General features: G+C 72.5%; 12 protein-coding genes and 1 pseudogene. 8 read left to right on the top strand and 5 right to left on the bottom strand.

The window, feature by feature from the left end; all coding sequences use genetic code 11:
- Positions 1-103: 103 nt before the first annotated feature.
- The 3 genes from HD593_RS43885 (at position 104) to qcrB (HD593_RS43895) (ending at position 3,863) form a co-directional block, all read left to right on the top strand.
- On the top strand, positions 104-757 hold the full coding sequence (locus HD593_RS43885; RefSeq protein ID WP_185108659.1) for a hypothetical protein: 654 nt from the start codon (positions 104-106) through the stop codon (positions 755-757).
- Between the two features lie 86 nt (positions 758-843).
- On the top strand, positions 844-2,283 hold the full coding sequence (gene qcrB, locus HD593_RS43890) for a cytochrome bc1 complex cytochrome b subunit (RefSeq protein ID WP_185108661.1): 1,440 nt from the start codon (positions 844-846) through the stop codon (positions 2,281-2,283).
- 68 nt (positions 2,284-2,351) lie between these two features.
- Complete coding sequence (gene qcrB / locus HD593_RS43895) at positions 2,352-3,863, top strand: cytochrome bc1 complex cytochrome b subunit (RefSeq protein ID WP_185108663.1); 1,512 nt, start codon at positions 2,352-2,354, stop codon at positions 3,861-3,863.
- A gap of 92 nt (positions 3,864-3,955) precedes the next feature.
- On the opposite strand, the gene HD593_RS43900 is transcribed toward qcrB (HD593_RS43895), so the two are convergent.
- The 3 genes from HD593_RS43900 to HD593_RS43910 are packed head-to-tail and all read right to left on the bottom strand — an operon-like array spanning position 3,956 to position 7,553.
- Entirely contained in the window at positions 3,956-5,269 is a 1,314-nt protein-coding gene (locus tag HD593_RS43900) for an MFS transporter (RefSeq protein ID WP_185108664.1), read from the bottom strand.
- An 8-nt stretch (positions 5,270-5,277) separates the two neighbouring features.
- Positions 5,278-6,795, bottom strand: a complete 1,518-nt coding sequence (locus tag HD593_RS43905) for an acetate--CoA ligase (RefSeq protein ID WP_185108666.1) — start codon at positions 6,793-6,795, stop codon at positions 5,278-5,280.
- Entirely contained in the window at positions 6,792-7,553 is a 762-nt protein-coding gene (locus HD593_RS43910; RefSeq protein ID WP_312904143.1) for an enoyl-CoA hydratase/isomerase family protein, read from the bottom strand. Before HD593_RS43910 ends, HD593_RS43905 begins: the two co-directional genes overlap by 4 nt.
- Positions 7,554-7,664: 111 nt before the next feature.
- Here HD593_RS43910 and HD593_RS43915 point away from each other — a divergent pair, with 111 nt between their 5' ends.
- The 4 genes from HD593_RS43915 to HD593_RS43930 all read left to right on the top strand — a co-directional run bounded on the left by HD593_RS43915 (position 7,665) and on the right by HD593_RS43930 (position 11,901).
- Positions 7,665-8,558: a LysR substrate-binding domain-containing protein gene (locus HD593_RS43915; protein ID WP_185108670.1), complete on the top strand. Its 894-nt coding sequence runs from the start codon at positions 7,665-7,667 to the stop codon at positions 8,556-8,558.
- Positions 8,559-8,697: 139 nt separating this feature from the next.
- Positions 8,698-9,525, top strand: a complete 828-nt coding sequence (locus HD593_RS43920; RefSeq protein WP_246547037.1) for a polysaccharide deacetylase family protein — start codon at positions 8,698-8,700, stop codon at positions 9,523-9,525.
- An 80-nt stretch (positions 9,526-9,605) separates the two neighbouring features.
- A complete protein-coding gene (locus tag HD593_RS43925) occupies positions 9,606-10,280 on the top strand; it encodes a hypothetical protein (RefSeq protein WP_185108672.1) in 675 nt (224 codons plus the stop codon).
- Between the two features lie 166 nt (positions 10,281-10,446).
- Positions 10,447-11,901 carry a PepSY-associated TM helix domain-containing protein gene (locus HD593_RS43930; RefSeq protein WP_185108674.1) on the top strand — a complete coding sequence of 485 codons (1,455 nt, stop codon included), beginning with the start codon at positions 10,447-10,449 and terminating at the stop codon, positions 11,899-11,901.
- Positions 11,902-12,024: 123 nt separating this feature from the next.
- On the opposite strand, the gene HD593_RS43935 is transcribed toward HD593_RS43930, so the two are convergent.
- Positions 12,025-12,636 carry a WD40 repeat domain-containing protein gene (locus tag HD593_RS43935; protein WP_185108676.1) on the bottom strand — a complete coding sequence of 204 codons (612 nt, stop codon included), beginning with the start codon at positions 12,634-12,636 and terminating at the stop codon, positions 12,025-12,027.
- A gap of 418 nt (positions 12,637-13,054) precedes the next feature.
- Positions 13,055-13,795 (bottom strand): annotated as a pseudogene (locus tag HD593_RS65415) (serine/threonine-protein kinase); the annotation flags it as partial.
- 227 nt (positions 13,796-14,022) lie between these two features.
- On the opposite strand from HD593_RS65415, the gene HD593_RS43945 reads away from it, so the two are divergent.
- Positions 14,023-15,435, top strand: coding sequence for an alpha/beta hydrolase (locus tag HD593_RS43945; RefSeq protein ID WP_185108678.1), 1,413 nt, complete (start codon positions 14,023-14,025; stop codon positions 15,433-15,435).
- Positions 15,436-15,496: the final 61 nt, after the last annotated feature.

Here is a 15,496-nt window from a genome sequence, read left to right on the forward strand (position 1 = left end):
CCGGCGGACTCCTTCCCGTATTGACCGAACCCATGCGAACACGGCGGCGCGGCGCGTTGCGATGATCTTGATCTGGCGTTCCGCCGACCACAATCATGGGCCGGTGGACTACTACCTGATCTCCGCGACGGCGGGCGATCGATCGCCCGCAGGGCTCCTGGTGGAGGAGTTCGTCCTGTGCGACGACTACACGGCGGCCGGCATCGACGGCGCCGAGTGGGTGGCGGAGATCGGGGCCTGGTCCGCCTCGGCCGAGCTGAGCAGGGCCATCCGCGCCGACACCGCACTGCGCTCCCGGGTCATGCCGGTGAGCAGGCAGGAGGCCGTACGGGCCTTCAAGCTGCTCGGCGGCGGCGGGCTGCCGGAGGAGGCCGGGCTGCGCACGCTCTTCCAGGAGCGCCGCCCGCTGCCCACCACGGCCCCGCTCAACCTCGGCAACGGCTCCGCCAAGGCGCGCCGCTACCGCATCCTGTTCGCCGGGGAGCTGGGCGAGACGGGGCTGGCGAACGCGAGCACGGCCCTGCGCCTGGAGCCCACCGGCGACTCGCGCGTGGTCGGCACGGCCTCCGCCAACGCCGGCGGCCACGGCTTCACCTGGGAGCTGCGCCGGATCGGCGCGGGCATCGCCTGGTGCGTGGACGTGACCGCGCGCCTGGGCTCCGGCCCCATCACGGCGCTCGGCGCGCTGCTGCACCACCACCGGCAGGCCGTACGCGAGCAGGGCCCCATCCCGGTCACCGTGGAGCGCTTCGCCTGACGTCACCCGGCCGGTGAGTGTCACGACTCGCCACCCCTGCCCGGTCCCTCCTACGACGAGGCAACCGAGCCAGGTGCGGGGTGACGATGAAGGCGAGCTCACTGATCAGGGCGCTGGACGAGCGGGTCGGCGGCGCCCGGTTCCTGGACCGGGCGATGCGCAAGGCCTTCAACAACCACTGGTCGTTCCTGCTGGGCGAGATCGCCCTGTACGCGTTCGTGGTCGTTCTGGTCACCGGCGTCTTCCTGACGTTCTTCTTCAAGCCGGGCATGAAGGAGGTCGTCTACGACGGCGCGTACGTGCCGCTGCGCGGCGTCATGATGAGCGAGGCGTACGCCTCCTCCCTGGAGATCAGCTTCGACGTGCGCGGCGGCCTGCTGATGCGGCAGATGCACCACTGGTCCACGCTGATCTTCCTCGGCGGGATCGTCGTGCACCTGTTGCGCAACTTCTTCACCGGTTCCTTCCGCAAGCCGCGCGAGCTGAACTGGCTGATCGGCGTGGCCCTGTTCGGCCTGGTCATGCTGAACGGGCTGTTCGGCTACTCGCTGCCGGACGACCTGCTGTCGGGGGCCGGGCTGCGGATCCTGCACGGGGTGCTGGTCTCGGTGCCGCTGGTGGGCACGTACCTGGCGATGTTCCTGTTCGGCGGGGAGTTCCCCGGCCAGGACATCATCCCCCGGCTCTACAGCCTGCACGTGCTGCTCATCCCCGGCCTGCTGCTCGTGCTCATCCCGCTGCACGCGGTGGTGCTGACCTGGCGGCAGACGCACACGCAGTTCAGGGAGAAGGGGGTGCGCAACCACCAGGTGAGCGGCGCGCCGTTCTTCCCGGCGTTCATCGCGAAGACGGCGGCCTACCTGCTGTGGGTGGCGGGGGTGGTCGCGCTGCTGGCCACCGTGTTCCAGGTCAACCCGATCTGGCTGTACGGGCCGTACGTGCCCAGCACGGTCAGCGCGGGCTCGCAGCCCGACTGGTACATGGGGTTCCTGGAGGGCGCGCTGCGGCTCATGCCGCCGTGGGAGTTCACCGCGTTCGGCTACACCGTGACGATGAGCGTGCTCATCCCCGCGCTGGTGGCGCCCGGCCTGCTGTTCACCGGGCTGGCGCTGTACCCGTTCGTGGAACGGCGGCTCACCCGCGACCGCGCCGTGCACAACCTGCTCGACCGGCCGCGCGACGTGCCGAGGCGGACGGGGATCGGGGTCGCGGGCATCGTCTACTACGGGGTGCTCTGGACGGCCGGCGGCAACGACGTGATCGCCGCCAACTTCCACATCTCGTTGTACGCGACGACGTGGATCTTCCGGATCGCGCTGCTGCTGGGGCCGGTGGTGGCGTTCGAGATCACCCGGCGGCTCTGCCTGGCGCTGCAGGAACGCGACCGGCGCCTGATCGAGCACGGCGTGGAGACCGGCCTGATCGTCCGGGGGCCGGGCGGCGAGTACACCGAGGTCGAGCGGCCGCTGACCGAGGAGGAGCGGGCGGTGCTCGCCGACCCCGCGCCGAAACCCGTCACCAGGTGAATGTCACAAACCTCCACCCTGCGACGTCTTGGTTCTGACGAGAAAACCGAGCCGTATGCGGGGTGGCTATGCAGGGCAGCTCACTGGCCAGAGCGCTGGACGACCGGATCGGCGGTGCCGGCTTCCTGAAGAAGGCGATGCGGAAGATCTTTCCCGACCACTGGACGTTCCTGCTCGGGGAGATCGCCCTGTACGCCTTCGTGGTGATCCTTCTGACAGGCGTCTTCCTCACGCTCTTCTTCAAGCCGAGCATGCGGGAGGTCGTCTACGACGGGGCGTACGTGCCGCTGCGCGGCGTCATGATGAGCGAGGCGTACGCCTCGTCGCTGGAGATCAGCTTCGAGGTGCGCGGCGGCCTGCTGATGCGGCAGATGCACCACTGGGCGACGCTGATCTTCCTGGCCGCCATCGTGGTGCACGCCCTGCGCAACTTCTTCACCGGCGCCTTCCGCAAGCCGCGCGACCTGAACTGGCTGATCGGCGTGCTGCTGTTCGTGCTGGTGATGTTCAACGGGCTGTTCGGCTACTCGCTGCCGGACGACCTGCTGTCCGGGGCGGGGCTGCGCATCCTGCACGGCGTGACCATCTCGATCCCGCTGGTGGGCACGTACCTGGCGACGTTCCTGTTCGGCGGGGAGTTCCCCGGCGAGGACATCATCGCCCGGCTCTACAGCATCCACGTGCTGCTGATCCCGGGGATCCTGCTGCTGCTCATCCCGCTGCACGCGGTGATCCTGACCTGGCGGCAGACGCACACGCAGTTCCGGGCCAGGGGGCTGAACGACCGGGTGGTGCGCGGGGCGCCGTTCTTCCCGACGTTCCTGGCCAAGACGACGGTGTTCTTCCTGTGGGTGACCGGGGTGGTCGCGCTGCTGGCGACCCTGTTCCAGATCAACCCGATCTGGCTGTACGGGCCGTACATGCCGGGTCACATCAGCGCGGGCTCCCAGCCGGACTGGTACATGGGGTTCCTGGAGGGCGCGCTGCGGATCATGCCGCCGTGGGAGTTCACGATGTTCGGCCAGACGGTGACGATGAGCGTGGTGATCCCCGCGCTGGTGGCGCCGGGGCTGCTGTTCACCGCGCTGGCCGTGTACCCGTTCGCGGAGCGGTGGGTGACCCGGGACCACGCCGTGCACCACCTGCTGGACCGGCCGCGCGACGTGCCGGTGCGGGCGGGGCTCGGGGTGGCCGGGGTCGTGTACTACGGCCTGCTGTGGGCGGCCGGGGGCAACGACGTGATCGCCACCACGTTCCACATCTCGCTGTACGCGACGACGTGGATCTTCCGGGTCCTGGTGCTGGCCGGGCCGGTGCTGGCGTTCGTCGTCACGCGGCGGATCTGCCTGGGGCTGCTGGCCCGCGACCGGCACACGGTGGACCACGGCGTGGAGACCGGGGTGATCGTGCGCGGGGCCGAGGGTGGTTACACCGAGGTGGAGCGGCCGGCCGACGAGGAGGAGACGGCGGTGCTGGTGCCTCCGGCGCGGCGCGAGCTGCCGCCGTCGGACTACGGCGACGTGCCGCCCCCGGCCGGGCGCCGGGTGCGGGACGCGCTGGAGCGCACCTGGCACGGGTGACCGGGATCACGATCCCCGTCCCGGCGGTCCGGCGACCGCACCGCCGGGACGGGTGCCAGGCGCGACCGCCGGGACGGTGCCGGGCGCGGCTGTCAGCCCCGCGTGGCGGGGACCGCCGCGTCCACGCCGCGGTCCAGGCGCAGGCCCCGCGTCTCCTTGAACGAGGTCAGCACCACGACCAGCGACACCGCCGCGATCGCGACCATGTAGAAGGCGGGCGCGATGGCGCTGCCCGACGCCGACACCAGCCCGGTCGCGACGAACGGCGCGGTCCCGCCGAACAGCACGTACGCGGCGGTGTAGCCGATGGCCGAGCCGCTGGCCCGCACCTTGGCCGGGAACATCTCGACCAGCGCGGGCACGTTCGAGGTGCCGATCACCGACACCAGCATGGCCAGCAGCGACGTGCCCAGCATGGCCCCCGCCAGCCCCGACCCCATCAGCCAGAACGCGGGCAGCGGCAGCAGCACGAACCCGGCGCACGCCGCGATCAGCATGGGCCGCCGCCCGAACCGGTCGCTGGCCATGGCGGCGAAGACGCAGGCCACGCTGTACGCGAGCATCGACACGACGTTCGTGAGCTGCGACTCGCTCTTGGTGTAGCCCAGCTCCTCCGACATGTACGCGATCATGTAGCTGCTCATCAGGTAGTACCCAACGGCGTTGGTGATGCTGTAGCCGAACAGGGTGGCGATCTGCCGCCCGCAGCGCCGTACGGCCTCGCGCAGCGGCGCCGGCTCCACCTCGTCCTGCTGCTCCAGCGACCGGAACACGGGCGTGTCCTCGACCTTGGAGCGCAGGTAGAGCCCGATGACGCCGAGCGGCGCCGCCAGCAGGAACGGCACCCGCCAGCCCCAGCTCTGCAGCGCCTCGGCCGTCAGCGTCGAGGTGATCAGGAAGCCGACGCCGGAGCCCGCCACGCTGGCCAGGCCAACGGTCACGGGCACGGCGGCGGCGAAGCGGGCCCTGCGGCCGTCGGGCGCGTACTCGACGATGAACGCCGACGCGCCCGTGTACTCGCCCCCGGTGGAGAAGCCCTGGGCGCAGCGCAGCAGGAACAGCAGGATCGGCGCGGCCATGCCCCAGGAGGCGTAGGTCGGCAGGATCCCGATGAGGAACGTGGCGCCGCTCATGGTGAGCACGGTCAGGGCCAGCATCCGGTTGCGGCCGAGGCGGTCGCCGTACCGGCCGAAGAAGGCCGCGCCGAGCGGCCTGGCGACGAACCCGCCGGCGAAGATCGCCCAGGTGGCGAGCAGCGCGGCCGTCTTGTCGTAGTCGGGGAAGAACAGCGCGGCGATGGTCGCGGACATCACGGCGTACGCCGCGGAGTCGAACCACTCGACGAAGTTGCCGATCGCGGAGGCCAGCGAGACCTTGCGCCGCACGGCGGAATCCTGGGGGGTCATGGTGCTCCTTACTCGGTGTGCCTGCTGCGGAGCCGGGCGCGCTGGATCTTGCCCGTCGCCGAGCGGGGCAGCTCGGTGACGAACTCGATCTCCCGCGGGTAGGCGAAACGCGAATGCGTGGTCTTCGCGAACTCGCGGATCTCGCGTGCCAGTTCCTCGCCCGGCCGGTAGCCGGGAGTGAGCAGGACCCACGCCTTGACGGCCTGGCCGCGCACGGGGTCCGGCACCCCGGCCACGCCCACGTCGGCGACGGCGGGGTGGGCGCGCAGCGCCTCCTCGATCTCGTCGGGGCCGACGCGGTAGCCGGAGGTCTTGATCACGTCGTCGACGCGGCCGAGGAACCAGTAGTAGCCGTCCTCGTCCACGCGCGCGTGGTCCTTGGTGTGGAACCACTCGCCGCCGAAGGTCTCCTCGGAGGCCTCGGGGCGGTTCCAGTAGCCGAGCGGGAACTGCGGGTTGCTCCGCGCCCGCAGGCAGATCTCGCCCACCTCGCCGGGCGGCACCGGCCGCTCGTGCTCGTCGAGCAGCGCCACGTCCCAGCCGGGCAGCGGGCGGCCCATCGAGCCCTCCTTGACCGGCGTGCCGGGGAAGTTCCCGATCAGCGGGTACGACTCGGTCGAGCCGTAGTAGTCGAGCAGCGTGACGCCGAACTGGTCGCGGAACCACCGGATCAGGTCGGCGGTGAGCGGCTCGTTGGCGCAGCAGACCGTACGCAGCCGCTGCGGGTGGCGCAGGCCCGCGTCCGGCACCTGCTCGCGCATCTTCCGCAGGAACGTGGGGTTGACCAGCCCGGTCGTGACCCCGTTGCGCGCCATGCCCGCCAGCAGGCCCTCCGGGTCGAACCCGGCGGCCGGCCGGTACACGTAGTGCACCGCGCCGGCCCGCAGCGGCCCCATGAGCTTGGCCATCGACCAGGCCCACTCCCCCGCGCCGTAGAAGACGTCGCCGGGGCGCAGGTCGTGGCAGACCTCGAACTCGTTGTGGCCGAGCAGCGTGCGGTGGGCGTGCACGATGCCCTTGGCGGGGCCGGTCGTGCCGGAGGTGTAGAAGATCAGCGCCGGGTCGTCGGCGGCCGTGTCGGCGTCCTCGAACTCCGGCTCGAACCGCCCGATCACCGGGTCGTCCACGTCCACCACGATGTCCTGGTAGCCGCCCGCCCTGCGGACCGCGCCGGCCTCGGTGACCAGCACGGACGCGCCCGAGTCCGCCAGCCGGTAGGCGATCTGGTCGTCGGCCCACAGCAGCGACATGGTCACCAGCACGGCTCCGGTGCGCAGCACGCCGAGGTAGGTGGCGGGCGTGTCGGTGCGCTGCGGCAGCATGACGGCGACGCGGTCGCCGGGGCGCACCCCGGCGCCCTTCAGGCAGGCGGCGATCCGGCGGGAGCGGTCCTGGATCTCGCCCCAGCGGATCTCCTCGTGGGCGCCGGTGTGGTCCTCGAAGATCAGGGCCAGGTTCTCGCGGGGGTGGCGGTCGGCCACGTCCACGGCCATGTTGTAGCGCTCGGGAACGCTCCATACGGTCATCTGGCGCTCCTCTGGAGGAAACGGTTCATCTCCCGCTGCGGCTCGCCGGAGGCGTACGCGGCGGCATGCACCTTCTTGGCGGCGTCCACGGCCTCGGCCAGCGCCTGGCTCTCCAGCTCCCGCAGCCGCCCCTTGGTCAGGGCCACGGCGCCGGGCGGCAGCGCGGACAGCTCCTTGGCCTGCCTGACGGCCTCCGCCAGCACCTCGCCGTCGCCGACGAGCCTGGTCAGCAGGCCCAGCCGCTCCGCCTCGGCCCCGTACACCAGCCGCCCGGTCAGCGCGAACTCGGTGGTCCTGGCACGGCCGAGGATGTTCCACATGGCCCAGATGCCGGTGATGCTCGGGATGCCGGACAGCACCTCGGGCTGCCCCATCCGCACGCCGGCGTGGCCGATGCGCAGGTCGGCCAGCAGCGCGTACTGGAAGCCCGAGCCGGCGGCCACGCCGTTCACCGCCGCGATGACCGGCTTGTCCAGGTCGAGCACCGCCCGGTAGAGGCGGTCGAAGCCGTCGATCCAGGCGTCGGAGGCGGCGTGGTCGGCGGGGTCGATCGTGGCCGTCTCGCCCAGGTCCTGCCCAGCGCAGAAGGCCCGCCCCGCGCCCGTGAGGACAACCGCGCCCACCTGGGGGTCGGCGCCCGCCTCGCGCAGCAGCCCGATCAGCCGCTCGCGCATCTCGGCGGTCCACGCGTTCAGCTTCTCCGGACGGTTCAAGGTGATCACCGCGACGGGTCCGTCACGGTCCAGCAGCACAGTCACAAGCGTCCCTTCCCAGGTCAACGGGCTTGCCGGGATACAACCAGGTGTGACGGGGCCGTGGCCAACATCAATGGAGTCCCTTGGCGATATCAGAGCGATATGGTGAGGCGGATGGAGCTGCGTCACCTGCGGTACTTCGTCGCGGTGGCCGAGGAGCTGCACTTCGGCCGGGCGGCGGAGCGGCTGCACATGGCCCAGCCGCCGCTGTCCCAGCGCATCCGCGATCTGGAGCGGGAGCTGGGCGTGCGGCTGTTCGACCGCAACCCGCACCGCGTCTCGCTGACCGAGGCGGGGGCGCTGCTCCTGGAGCATGCCCGCGGCGTGCTCGACCGTGCCGACGCCGCCCGCGAGGCCATGCGCCGCATCCGGCCTGGCGCGTCGGGGGTGCTGCGCGCCGGCGTGCCGCCGGACACGACCCCGATGGCGCTGCGGACGCTCGTGGCCCGCTTCACCGAGCACGTCCCCGACGTGCTGCTGGAGCTGCACGAGCTCACCACGGCCAGCCAGCTCGCCAAGCTGCGCGCAGAAGAGCTGGACGCGGGCCTGGTACGGCACCCCTGCGACACGGTGGGGCTGGAGTCCAGCGAGGTCGTGCACCGGCGGCTGGGCGTGGTGCTGCCCGCAGACCACCGCGCGGCCGGCCAGGACGTGGTACGCCTGCGCACGCTCGACGGCTCGGCCCTGGTGATCTTCCCCAGGGAGATGGCACCGCAGCTCTACGACCACATGCTGGAGGCGTGCCGCGACAACGGCTTCCTGCCCAGCGCGATCCGGCACGCCCGCAACCCGCACTTCGTGCACGGCCTGGTCATGTCGGGGCTGGGGGCGCACCTCAACGAGGCCCCGTACGACGACTTGCCGGCCGGGCTGGTGTGGCGGCCGATCGACGAACCCCGGCTGACCTGGTCCACCTCCGCCGTGTGGCCGCCCGTGCAGGGCGGCGAGGTCATCGGCGCGTTCGCCGAGGCCGCGCTGGCCGGGCTGCGCTCGGTCGGGCACGCCTGAGTCCCCGTCATCCGGTTCGCATTCCTGTGCGAACCAGGAGCGAAGGACGCGAGTCCAACCCTTTGGAACGATCCGGGCCTCGCCGGGGTCGTGCTTCAGGGGGACACGCACCGGGGGCGGTGCTCGTACAGGGGGATTCATGGACATCGGCGCGATGTCGCGCGGGCCTGGGCAGGCCGGCGCGAGACGGGGGACCGCGAGGGCGATCGCCGCGGTCGTACTGACGGCAGGGCTGGCGGGCGCGGGCACGCTCGTCACCACCACGGAACCGGCGCAGGCCGCCACCACCGGGGAGACGGTCTTATCCGTGGGCACCGCGTCCTTATCCGTGGGCACCGCCTTATCCGTGAGCACCCCGTCCGAGACCGGCGTGAACTGCCGCCGCGTCAAGTGCGTGGCGCTCACCTTCGACGACGGGCCTGGCAGGTACACGGACGCGCTGCTGCGGAGCCTGGCGGCCTACCGGGCGCGGGCCACGTTCTTCGTCGTCGGGCAGAACGTGGCCGCGTACCCGGGGATCGTGCGCAGGACGCACGCGGCGGGGCACGAGATCGGCAGCCACACCTGGTCGCACCCGGACCTGACGAAGATGCCGGCCGCGTCGGTGCGCGCGCAGTTCGCCCGTACCGATCGGGCGATCAAGGCGGCCATCGGGATCAGGCCGAAGCTCGTCCGGCCGCCGTACGGGGCGTTCAACGCGACCGTGCGGCTGCAGGCCCGGCGGCCCGTAATCATGTGGAGCGTGGACACCCTGGACTGGCGCTACCGCGACAGCGCCAAGGTAGCCAGGAAGGCGATCAGGTCGGTACGCCCGGGCAGCGTCATCCTGTTCCACGACATCCACCCCTCGACCGTGCGGGCCATCCCCAAGGTGCTGAAGAGCCTGTCCAAGCGCGGCTACCGGTTCGTCACCGTCAGCCAGCTCTTCGGGGGCAAGCCGCCTCGGGTGGTCTACAGCCGGGGCTAGCGGTTCCGCGAACTTCTCTCGCGTCCGTTGAACCCCGCTCGCCGGGCAGGCGTATCCGTCCATGTGAGCGGTGATCGCGCATGAACCCCGACCAGAAAGGTTGCGGCACCGGCAGCAGGGACACCGCGCAGGCCGGGCGGCCCGGCCTGCGCGGGCTGCGGGCGGCGGTGTTCGCGGTCGTGTGCGTGCTCGCGGCCCTCGCGATGCACGTGCTGGCCGGGGGGCCGATCGCCGGTCTGGGCACGGTGGTCGCGGCCACGGCCGCGACGGGTGCGGGCGCGTTCGTGCTGGCCCGGCGGCGGCGGTCCCCGTGGACGCTGCTCGCCGCCTCGTTCGCCGCCCAGTACGGCATGCACCAGCTCTTCACCGCCGGCACCGGCTCCATCGCCGGCCTCCTCACCACGATCGGCGTCCCTCTCAGCACGGCCACCGCCGGCCCCCATCACCACTCCCTCCTGGACGCGGCCGGCCACCATGGCGGCGGCCTCTACGGCGGGACGGGAATGTTGCTGGCGCACGTCCTGGTCGCCGCCGTCTCCGCGTGGTGGCTCGATCGCGGCGAGACGGCGCTGGCCACGCTGCTGCGGTTGCTCGCCTGCTCGCTCCACGACCTGTGGGCCCTGCTGACCTCCCGCGACACACCGCTCCCCGCGCTCCCCTTCCGGCTGTCCGCGCCGGCGCGCGCGGCAGCCGGCGGCGTCCTCACCGCCCAGGTGCTGGCCTGGGCTCTGTGCCGGCGGGGGCCGCCCCGCTAGGTGCCAGGGAAATCGACCTCTCGGACGCTCGCGGTTCGCAGCCGCGAGCACGGTGACCGGCACGGCGCCGCACCCGCGTGCGCCCCGGTCACGCCCGGCTTTCCCCGCCCCGCACGGGACACCCCGTGTCCTCGCGCGGGCGCGCACCTCCGGAACGGAGCCCCCCATGACCTCGGTCGAAACGCGCCAGGAAACCACCCTTCCTGCGCCCGCGAGAACCCCGTCCCCCTCCTCGTCCCAGCGCTACCGTGCCGTGTGGCGCTGGCACTTCTACGCCGGCCTCTTCGTCGCCCCGATCCTGCTCGTGCTGGCCGTCACCGGCGCCGTCTACCTGTTCAAGGAGCCCTTCGAGGAGTGGCGCTACCAGGACGTCCGGACGCTCGCCGAGCCCGCCGCCACGGCCCGCCCCCTGTCGGAGCAGATCGCCGCCGCCCAGCAGGCGCGGCCGGGCGCTCCGGTCATGTCCGTCATCCCGCCCGCGTCCGCCGACCGCACCACCCGCGTCATCCTCCAGGGCACCGACACGGGGCCCTTCGCGCAGGGCGTCTCCGTGTACGTGGATCCCGGGACGGCCACGGTGGTCGGGCAGATCGACGACGGGGCCACGTTCATGCGCGTGGTCCGTACGATCCACGGCGAGCTCATGTCCGGCACGGTCGGCGACCGGGTCGTGGAGACCGCCGCCTGCTGGGCCCTGATCCTCATCGCCACCGGCACGTACCTGTGGTGGCGCGGCCGGCGTACCCGCAGGAAGCCGACCAGGCCGGGACGCGGGCGGCTGCGGCGGCTGCACATCCTGACCGGGCTCGGCGGCGGCTCGGTCGTCGTCTTCCTCGTGCTCTCCGGCCTGCCGTGGTCGGGCGTGTGGGGTGACGGCCTGCAGCGCGTCCAGGCCGGTACGGGCTCGACCTACCCCAGCGCCGGCGACTACCCGCACACCTCCACCCCGCCCCTGTCCGGCGACCTGTCCACCAACCCGGACGCCAAGGTCCCCTGGGCCGCCGAACGCCTCCCCGTCCCGCCCTCCCAGGACGGGCACGCGGGACACGGCACCGCGCACGGCGTCCTCCAGCCCGGCGCCCTGCCCGTCGAGAACGCCCTGGCCGCCGCCAGGCCCGCGATCCGCTCGTGCCCGCCGGCCGAATGCGACCTCAAGGTCCTGCTGCCGGACGGCCCCCATGGCGTCTACACGATCGTGACCGACCCGCGCCGCGACCCGTCGGCCGCGCAGACCCTCCACGTCGACCAGTACAGCGGCCGGGTGCTGGTCTCCTACGGCTGGGCCGAGTACGGCGTGCTCGCCAAGGCCGTCGAACAGGGCGTCGCCCTGCACGAAGGCCGCCGATACGGCACCGCGAACCTGATCGTGATGCTGGGGGCCTGCCTGACCGTCATCACGCTGGTGGTCACCGGTGCCTGGATGTGGTGGAAGCGCCGGCCCCGAGGCCGCGCCAGCGCCCCGGCCCGCACCACGGACCGGCGCACCACGTACGGGGTGATCGCCGTCATGGCGGTGCTGGGGGTGCTGTTCCCGCTGGCGGGGGTGAGCATGGTGGCGGTGCTGCTGGTGGACCGGCTCGTGGTGCGGCGGATTCCCCGGCTGGCCCGCGTGTTCGGCTGACCGGCCCGCCCGCCCCGCCGCCCGCACCGCTCCGGCCGCTCCGGCCGCTCTGGCCGCTCTCGTTGGGCCCGGCCGCTCGCTGGCATGGCGGCTTGGCCGGTCTGCTCCGCCCGGTGTTCCGTGTCAGCGGTTGAGCGGCCAGATGCGGGCGGTCTGGTCGCGGCTGGCGGTGACGGCGATCGGTTTGCCGTCGAGGAGGCCGATCGCCACCGACCAGACCGCGTCGTCGTGCCCGGTGAGCGGCGTGCCGAGCTCCTGTCCCGAGTTCAGGTCCCAGACGCGGGCCGTCCTGTCCTCGCCGCCGGTCACCGCCACCGGAACCCGGCCCAGGGTGCCGATCGCCACCGACCAGACCGGACCCGTGTGCCCCGTGAGGGGCGCGCCGACGGGTTTCCTGGTGGTCAGGTCCCAGACCCTGGCCGTCGTGTCCTCGCCGCCTGTAATAGCCACCGGCACGCCGTCCAGGGTGCCGAGAGCCACCGACCGCACCCAGCCGGTGTGCCCGGTCATCGGCGCGCCGAGCTGCCTGCCCGAGGCCAGGTCCCACACGCGCACGGTCCCGTCGTCGCCGGTGGTGACCGCGATGGCCCTGCCCCCGGCCTGCCCCGCCGCCACGCCCCACACCGCGCCGTCGTGACCGGTGAGCGGCCTGCCGGACTGCTCGCCCGTACGCAGGTCCCACACGCGGGCGGTGCCGTCGGCGGAGGCGGTGACGGCGACGTGCCGGTCGCCCATCCGGAGCCTCCCCTCCGCTCGGTGCCGTGGTGCCGACGGTCGCGGCCAGAGGGCTGATCGTGCCCGTACCGGGCGGCTTCGGCCACAGCGCCACCCCCAGCACGGCGGCCACGACCCCGACCGCCACCCCACCCGCCACCAGCGCCCGGCGCGGCACCCTGCGGGCGGGCGGCGGTGGGGATGCGGGCAACGCTCGCGTGGTCGGCGGCGACGTGGGCGCTGCCTGCACCGGCCGCGAGGGCGTGAGCGGTGACGGCGTGGACGGCGACGGCGTGGACGGCGACGGTCTGGGTGGCGTCAGAGCGTCCATCGTCCCGCCGGTCGCGTCCCAGGTGGCCATCGGGTCGGCCCCGCCGGTCAGCACCCGGACCAGGGCCTCGGCCGTGAGGCGGCGGGACGGGTCCTTGTCCAGGCACGTCACCACCAGCGCCCGCAGCGACTCCGGCACCCCCGCCACGTCCGGCTCCTCGTACAGCAGCGCCCGCAGCACCGCCGCCACCGAGTCCCCCGCGAACGCCCGCCGCCCCGTGGCCGCGAACACCATGGTGGCGGCCCAGCTGAACACGTCCGCCGCCGGCCCGACCGGCTCCATGCTGACCTGTTCCGGCGCCATGTACCCGGGCGTGCCGACGGCCCCGGTCTGGGTGGCGGCGTGGTCGAGGGCGCGCGAGATGCCGAAGTCGATCACGACCGGCCCCTCGGGCCCCAGGATGACGTTGCCGGGCTTGAGGTCGCGGTGCACGACCCCGGCCCGGTGGATCGCGGCCAAGGCAGTCGCGGTCGCCACCGCGAGCCGTTCCAGGCCGCCGCCGGTACGGGGCCCGTCCCGGCGGACGACGCGTTCCAGCGAATCACCGCGTACGTACTCGCTCACGATGTACGGCCGATCGTCGTACATCCCCATGTCGAGCACCCGAGCCGTGCAGAAGGGCGCGACGCGGCGCGCCAGCTCCACCTCACGCAGGAACCTGCGGCGAGCCTCGGGGGCGTCCGCCATCCTGGCGTGCAGCACCTTGATCGCGACCTCGTCGCCGGACGGGCTCAGCCCCAGGTAGACCGCCCCCTGCCCGCCCTCCCCGAGGAACCCGGCGAGCCGGTATCCGGCGATCTGCCCGAGGTCTTCTCCCGATCGCGGACGTGACAATGTCCACCTCTCCACCCGTCAGCAGCAGCCTCAGCACGGATACTACGATTCCGGGCACCCCACCGGATTACCCGAAAAGGCGATAAAGACCGGCACGGCAGAATTTCCGGAAAATAGTCACCGAGAAGTCATTCTGCATTTCCCGCGGCTTCATTTCCCGCGCCGTACTAGCCCTGGCACTACCGCGAAGACGGGACGTGCCACGATCGAGATCCGGGCGCGGGACGGCGAGCGTAGGAGGCATGAAACTCATCGCGATCGGCGCCCTGCTCGGCGCCCTGGCCGTACCCTCCTCGAACGCTCCCACCTGGGGCGCGTGCCAGGGCGACGACCGGCCCGGGGACCTGGAGTGCTCGTCCGTCGAGGTGCCCGTGAACTGGGCGGATCCGGACGGCCGCAAGATCACGATCAAGATGGCCAGGCTGCCCGCCACCGGGGACCGGCGCAAGGGCACGGTGTTCAGCATCCCCGGCGGCCCGGGCGGCTCGGGCATCGACGACCTCACGTACTACCGCGGCAGCTTCACCGAGCTCCGCGAGCACTTCGACGTGGTCACCCTCGAACCGCGCAACGCCACCACGTACGGCCGCCTGCCCCAGAAGTGCTTCGCCACCGGCCCCCTGCTCACCCGCCCCGACACGCGCGGCGAGTACGCCGAGCAGGGCGCCGCGATCCGCCGGGCCGTGCAGGAGTGCAGGACGCTGGACCCCGAGTTCTTCGACCACCTCGACTCGGCGTCCGTGGCCCGCGACATCGAGGCGATCAGGACCGCGCTCGGGGAGGAACGGCTGAGCTTCATCGCCACCTCCTACGGCGGCGTCCCCGGCGTCGCCTACGCCCGCCTGTTCCCGGACCGCGTCCGCGCCATGTACCTGGACGGCGCAGTCAACCAGCTGCGCGACGCCACGGCGGAGGCCAGGACGCGGTACCGGACGTACGAGGCGCAGTTCGCCCGCTTCCTGAAATGGTGCGACTCGACCGGCGACGTGTGCGGGAACGGCCTGGGCGCCCGCTGGCGCAAGCTGATCGCCGCCGCCGACCGCGAGCCCCTGCCCATCAAGGGCGACCCGGCCACGTACAGCGGGTTCGACCTCCAGGTGGCCGCGATGCCGCACCTCGTCTCGCCCGGGCCGGGGAACGCGCGCTGGAAGGAGCTCGCCCAGGCCGTCAAGCAGGCCGAGGCCGGGGACGCGACCGGCTTCGCCAAGTACGTGCAGGCGGGCATCGGCACGCCGAAGCCCCCGTCGTTCATCGGCATGAACGCCACCCAGTGCGCCGACGGCCTGCGCTACCGCGACTACCGCGACTACCGGGCCGTGCGGGCGCTCGGCGAACGGATCTCGCCCAACCTCCACGGCATGGGCCTGTGGCACCGGCTCGGCTGCTCCGGCTGGCCCACCCCGGTCACGAACCCGCCCCGCCCGCTGCCCTCCGGCCTGCCGCCGTTCCTCGGCGCGGGCACGTGGACCGACCACGCCGACACGGCCGACCTCGTACGGCGGGTGCCGGGTTCCGCGATGGTCGCGTTCGACGGCCACGGCCACGGGCTCTACCTGACGGGCGACGCCTGCACGATCGGGCACGCCAACGCGTACCTGACGGACCTGCGCCTGCCCGCCCCCGGCACCACCTGCCGCCCCGCGACGACCTCCTGAGCCCCGGCCGGGCCACGTGACACGAGGCACGTGACCCGACGGTGATCCGCCAGCGCAGACC

Origin of the sequence: Nonomuraea rubra (genome assembly GCF_014207985.1) — a bacterium.
GTDB classification, from domain to species: Bacteria; Actinomycetota; Actinomycetes; order Streptosporangiales; family Streptosporangiaceae; genus Nonomuraea; species Nonomuraea rubra.